The 5,025-nt window shown below is 24.7% G+C and carries 7 protein-coding genes; 3 read left to right on the top strand and 4 right to left on the bottom strand.

Annotation, left to right across the window (positions count from 1 at the left end; all coding sequences use genetic code 11):
* Positions 1 to 231: 231 nt before the first annotated feature.
* The 3 genes from IR152_RS19405 to IR152_RS19415 are packed head-to-tail and all read right to left on the bottom strand — an operon-like array spanning position 232 to position 1,682.
* Complete coding sequence (locus tag IR152_RS19405; RefSeq protein ID WP_227453473.1) at positions 232 to 492, bottom strand: hypothetical protein; 261 nt, start codon at positions 490 to 492, stop codon at positions 232 to 234.
* Positions 493 to 530: 38 nt separating this feature from the next.
* A complete protein-coding gene (locus tag IR152_RS19410; RefSeq protein WP_227453474.1) occupies positions 531 to 1,004 on the bottom strand; it encodes a hypothetical protein in 474 nt (157 codons plus the stop codon).
* A 15-nt stretch (positions 1,005 to 1,019) separates the two neighbouring features.
* Positions 1,020 to 1,682, bottom strand: a complete 663-nt coding sequence (locus IR152_RS19415; RefSeq protein ID WP_227453475.1) for a hypothetical protein — start codon at positions 1,680 to 1,682, stop codon at positions 1,020 to 1,022.
* A gap of 136 nt (positions 1,683 to 1,818) precedes the next feature.
* Here IR152_RS19415 and IR152_RS19420 point away from each other — a divergent pair, with 136 nt between their 5' ends.
* The 3 genes from IR152_RS19420 to IR152_RS19430 all read left to right on the top strand — a co-directional run bounded on the left by IR152_RS19420 (position 1,819) and on the right by IR152_RS19430 (position 3,565).
* Positions 1,819 to 2,364 (top strand): RNA polymerase sigma factor, encoded by a 546-nt coding sequence (locus IR152_RS19420; protein ID WP_227453476.1) that lies wholly within the window; start codon positions 1,819 to 1,821, stop codon positions 2,362 to 2,364.
* Positions 2,357 to 3,058 carry a DUF4367 domain-containing protein gene (locus tag IR152_RS19425; protein ID WP_227453477.1) on the top strand — a complete coding sequence of 234 codons (702 nt, stop codon included), beginning with the start codon at positions 2,357 to 2,359 and terminating at the stop codon, positions 3,056 to 3,058. The genes IR152_RS19420 and IR152_RS19425 overlap by 8 nt, the downstream gene beginning before the upstream one ends.
* 69 nt (positions 3,059 to 3,127) lie before the next feature.
* Positions 3,128 to 3,565, top strand: coding sequence for a hypothetical protein (locus IR152_RS19430; RefSeq protein ID WP_227453478.1), 438 nt, complete (start codon positions 3,128 to 3,130; stop codon positions 3,563 to 3,565).
* Between the two features lie 138 nt (positions 3,566 to 3,703).
* Here IR152_RS19430 and IR152_RS19435 read toward each other — a convergent pair whose 3' ends face one another.
* On the bottom strand, positions 3,704 to 4,036 hold the full coding sequence (locus tag IR152_RS19435; RefSeq protein ID WP_227453479.1) for a RepB family plasmid replication initiator protein: 333 nt from the start codon (positions 4,034 to 4,036) through the stop codon (positions 3,704 to 3,706).
* Between the last annotated feature and the right edge of the window lie 989 nt (positions 4,037 to 5,025).

The following is a 5,025-nucleotide window of genomic DNA, read 5'->3' on the forward strand; positions in this document are numbered from 1 at the left end:
ATAAGTTTTTTTAATATTTCGTTTTTGTTAAACATAAAAAGTGTGCACCTTCCTTTTATATAGTGATATTTAATATTTTAATTATCACCATTTTTTAGAAGAATACACACTTTATTTTAAAGACCCTTATTATACCATTATAAGTACACTATATCGCAACCTAATTATTGTACTTAATTAACATATTTGTTCTATATGATTTATTGTTCTCATCATTGTGTTTACATATTATTATTTTTTATTTAAAATTAATTTGATTATATCAGGTTTAGTTAAATTATGAACTCCCTTGGAAAATAATATTCCGCCTATTATTAAAAACATATAAGAATAGTTTTTAAATATTTGATTTTCAATTATTTCTCCAAAGCCTTTATCAGCTAAGTATCCTACTTTCAATGATAATGCTAAGTCATTATTAAAAAATAATATTATAAAACCTAATACTATTAATATTAAATTAACTTTTAAATACATATTTTTATCTTCCATTTTTAATCATTTCCTTCTGTAATTATTTAAATTTATATTTACTCTTGATATAGATTACTTAAAGAGTTAATTTTAAAATTTAAGACATTAGGCTTTAATTCTGTAACTTGTAACAATTCATTATATAATTTAAATGGATTTTCATCATACATGTTTAAAAATATTTTGATGTCTTTGTTTTTATGTATATAGAATAAAGTACTAGTATTATTTTTAAATTCTACTAAGCTTACTCCAACGTGTTCGAGTACTTTTTTTTCTTCAATATCAAAATCTTTTTCTGAGATAAAATGAACTTTGATTAAATTTATCCCAGCATCAAATTCATTAGGATTATCTTTATAAACATCAATTAAGTATGGATAATCTTTTAGTTCTGCCTTTCTTTTGCAATCTTCGATTACATAAAAGCCTAATGATTCATTTAAACAATCCTCTGTTTGCATAAGCTTGAAAATTTCGAAGTCTTTCATTCTAAATTCTCCAACTAAATATATATTTGGTTTTTCCATTAACTATATCTCCTTTTATAATATTAATAATACAGCTAACCATGAAGCATATTCTGTAAGTGCAAATAAAGTTACTCCAACAATTGAAACAAATATACTTATTGCGATAATTAAATCATTACGAATTTTTAATTTTAATCCTTGTGAATTCATTTTGCGCTTAGCTTGTTTAGCTTTTGCTTCTTCATCTCTAGCTTTCTTAACATCTTTATGATTTCTTACTTTGTTTTGAATATCTTTAGGAACACCTTTGTTATTCATAGTATTTCCTTTTCCATGAGTTGAAGTTCCATCAAGTGCTTCTTTAGCTTCTACTCCTCCTTTTTTAACGTGTGTATGGTATTTAGTTGCATCACTTCCATGAGGTCTATGTACTGTCATTTTCCAACCTTTTCCTAAGTCTGTCCACTGGTTAAATCCAAATGTTTGCATTTCTCCTGTAGCATTTATTTCATCAGGAGATACATTAAACCTGCTAAGAATTTCTTCTAATTTATCTATTTTTTCTTTAGAAACTGTTCCTAAGCTTCTTTCTTTATAAACTTCTTCAAGTACTTCATTTAACTCTTTCTTATTTTGTTCAAAAGAATATGTACTTGCATAAGTCGGCATTGTGTAACTTAATATCAATAATAGCGATAGTATTGATATTATTGCTTTCGATTTTAATTTTTTCATAATAAATATCCTCCAATTTATTTTATTTAAAGATATAACAAATATAAAAATTATTTTTAGACATATATATCTACAATTCTTTAAATTCTATATAATTTTATTTATAAAGAATATATGTTGTGAGGGAGATTAACTTATGTTGTTATATTTAACTATTATAAATTCAGAAGAAGAAAGGAATAAATTTGAAGATATATATATTAAATACAAGAAACTAATGTTTTATGTTGCTAATCAAATTTTGAAAGATGAAGCATTATCAGAAGATGCTGTTCACAATGCATTTCTAAAAATAATTGATAATCTCGATAAAATAAATGATGTAAACAGTCCAAAAACTAAAGGATTCGTTGTTATTATAGTAAAGAGAATTTCAATAAATATATATAATAAGAGAAAGAGAGAGGAAATAAATGATATTAATGATGAGAGTTATAAATTTAATTCTTTAGATTTATCGATTGAAAAATTAGGCAATTACAGCCACTTAGGAGATGCTTTAAAGAAACTATCTGAAACAGATTTGCAAGTAATCCTATTAAAGTATAGCCATGGTTTTTCTACTAAAGAGATTTCTAAGATATTGAATATAAAAGAGGTTAATTTGTATAAGAAAAATAAAAGAGCATTAGAAAAATTAAAAAAAATTTTAATTGAAATGGAGGCGTTGTCAAATGAATAAAGATAAATTAGATATAGAAAAATTATTATATGAACAGCTTCCAAAAATAGAAGAAAAAATGTTGTATGAATTACCTTGTGATGAAGATATTGACCATGACTTTTCTATAGAATTTGAAAGCAAAATGGATAAACTTATAAAAGAAAATGAAAAAAAAGTAAAAAAGAACTATTATAAAAATTTTAAAAGAATTGCTATTATTTTTATAATAATTTTATCAAGTATAGTCACTATAACTACTATAAAAACAGAAGCTTTTCCTGAAAGCTTAATGAGAATAATGAAGAAGGTATACAAAGAATTTACAGATTATAATTTTATAAACCCTCATAAATCAAATGTATCATTCAAATATATAGAACCTAAGTATATTTCTACTGGATATAAAGAAGTTGAAAGAATTGAAGAAGAAAATTATCTATCAATATCATACAAAGATAAATCAAATAATTACATAATTTATCAAATGATGCCATACTCTAGAGATGTTGTAGTATTAGACACAGAGGATGCGTTTGTTGAAAATATAAAATTTAATAATCATTATGCACAGTATGTTGAAAAAGAAAATACTCAGCAATTATTATGGCATGATAAAAATAATATCTATATGTTATCTAAAGAATTACCTACAAAAAAAATAACTGGAAAAGATAAATCAGAGTTTATTAAAGTTGCAGAAAATATTGAGTAAAAATTTGTCTAAAAAAACGCCCTTTGTTTGTTATGTTGAATATATAAAATTTTACAAGGAGGTTTTTTAATGAAAATAAAAAACGTAATATCAATATTTGTATGTGTGTTAATTATGATGATTTCAGTAAATGTTGTTAGTTTTGCTGACGAATTTAATTCATCTGATATTATTTTTATGGAAGATGTGCAAGAAGAGGTAATACCTTTTTCAGTGAATATATTAAATGGAAGATGCAATATATCATTCTCTAATGGAAAGATTAATATAAGTGCTTCTGTTGTTGGAAAATCTGGAGTAACTAAGACATCTGTTATAACAAAATTACAAGAATTAAAATCTGGGCGTTGGGTAGATTTAAAGACATCTGCAAAGAAAACTGGAGGCAAAACTTGTTCTGTTACAAATTCATACTCTGCTACAAAGGGTCATACATATAGAGGTGTTGCAATCATTACAGCCGGAAATGAATCTAAAACACTAATAAGTACATCTCAAAAATATTAAAAATTTAAGAATTTTTTTGTGGTTTAAAAATGTTACTATTAGATTTTTATGCCCCCATAAATTTATTAGGCTTTGCTTAGTTTTATTTATGTTTTGGGGCATAAACTTCTTATTGTTTTTGGCAATTCAAAAATAAAATCATTTAAACTTTTCCTTTTGACTCTTAGCAATTATGTCATCTAATGCATCAGTAGTATACTTAGTAAATGTTTCATTGAAATTATGAAATTTAGTTTTCTGTCTAGAAATCTCACTAATTTTTTTATTAGTTTTATTTTGTTTAGTATCTAAAGAAACTGTATTCTCTTTTTTAGAAAAATACCTCCTATCATCAAAATCTTTTACAATAAAAGTTATTGAATCTACTTTTCTACCATTCTTATTTTCTATAAATTCAATGTCAAAATAATTTGTTGAATTGAGTTCTTCTACTGCTGGAACAATAACTTGTCTTTTAAAGTCAGCATACAATAGATATTTATTTTATAGTAATAACAATTCTTTTAATGTCTCCAAGTATATGTAATTGTACTTTTTGTCATTGTCCATAATCTAAGTAAATCATAAAAACGTTGAGCATATTAATTCCTTAAACTAAAAAATATTTGTAGGTTTATTGGAGTATAACCTACTTGAATATAGTTTTCTATTAAATCAAGTAATTCATTAGATATCCTTACAGTAAAAGTTCTTTCATCTTCATTATTTAAACGCCAAATTCCATAATGGAAGGAGGTGGAACAGTATGGTGATAAATTTTTTATTGAGTATACTAGCTGGTGTTATATCAGTTTTCATGTATGATAAAATAAAAAACCACTCAGACTTAATCATGCTATTTATCTTTTTCAATTATTATTTTACCATCTGTACATGTCAATATTACACTTCGATTGTCTTTAGTTATACCCAACTCTTTCATCATACCAGCTGGTATAGATAGTTTCTACCCAACCAAACCTTTACCACTTGTGCCACCACTCTTGTTAATGCTTATATTACGCTTTACTTGTTCCATTTTCCCACCTCCTTAAAACTTAGCTTGATATACTAAAAATGCTATAGCCCCAATAAGACAAACAATAGATAATCCTAACTTCAATAGTTCAATTAGCAATTGTTTATATTTCATTTGATTTAAACATATTATCTAAAATATAATTTACATACAAACAACTCTATAAAACCAGAACGTTTGTACGTATTACTATAGCTATTTTTATACGCAGACGAAAAATTTTTTTTTATAGAAATAGATGTCTTTTTTTGTAATACTTCATATCAATTAATAATTATTTTCACAGAATTTAGTGACCTTTTCAAAAAACGACAATTCTGCATCTAAAATCTATTACAAACTAGCAATTCCAATACTTACAAGACTTTTTTCGTGTCAATAGAAAAGGACATAGAAAAGTAAGTATTTTATGCTATTTTTATATGAAATATAGTAATCTCAA

The organism is Clostridioides sp. ES-S-0108-01 (assembly GCF_020662285.1).
Classification (GTDB): Bacteria; Bacillota; Clostridia; order Peptostreptococcales; family Peptostreptococcaceae; genus Clostridioides.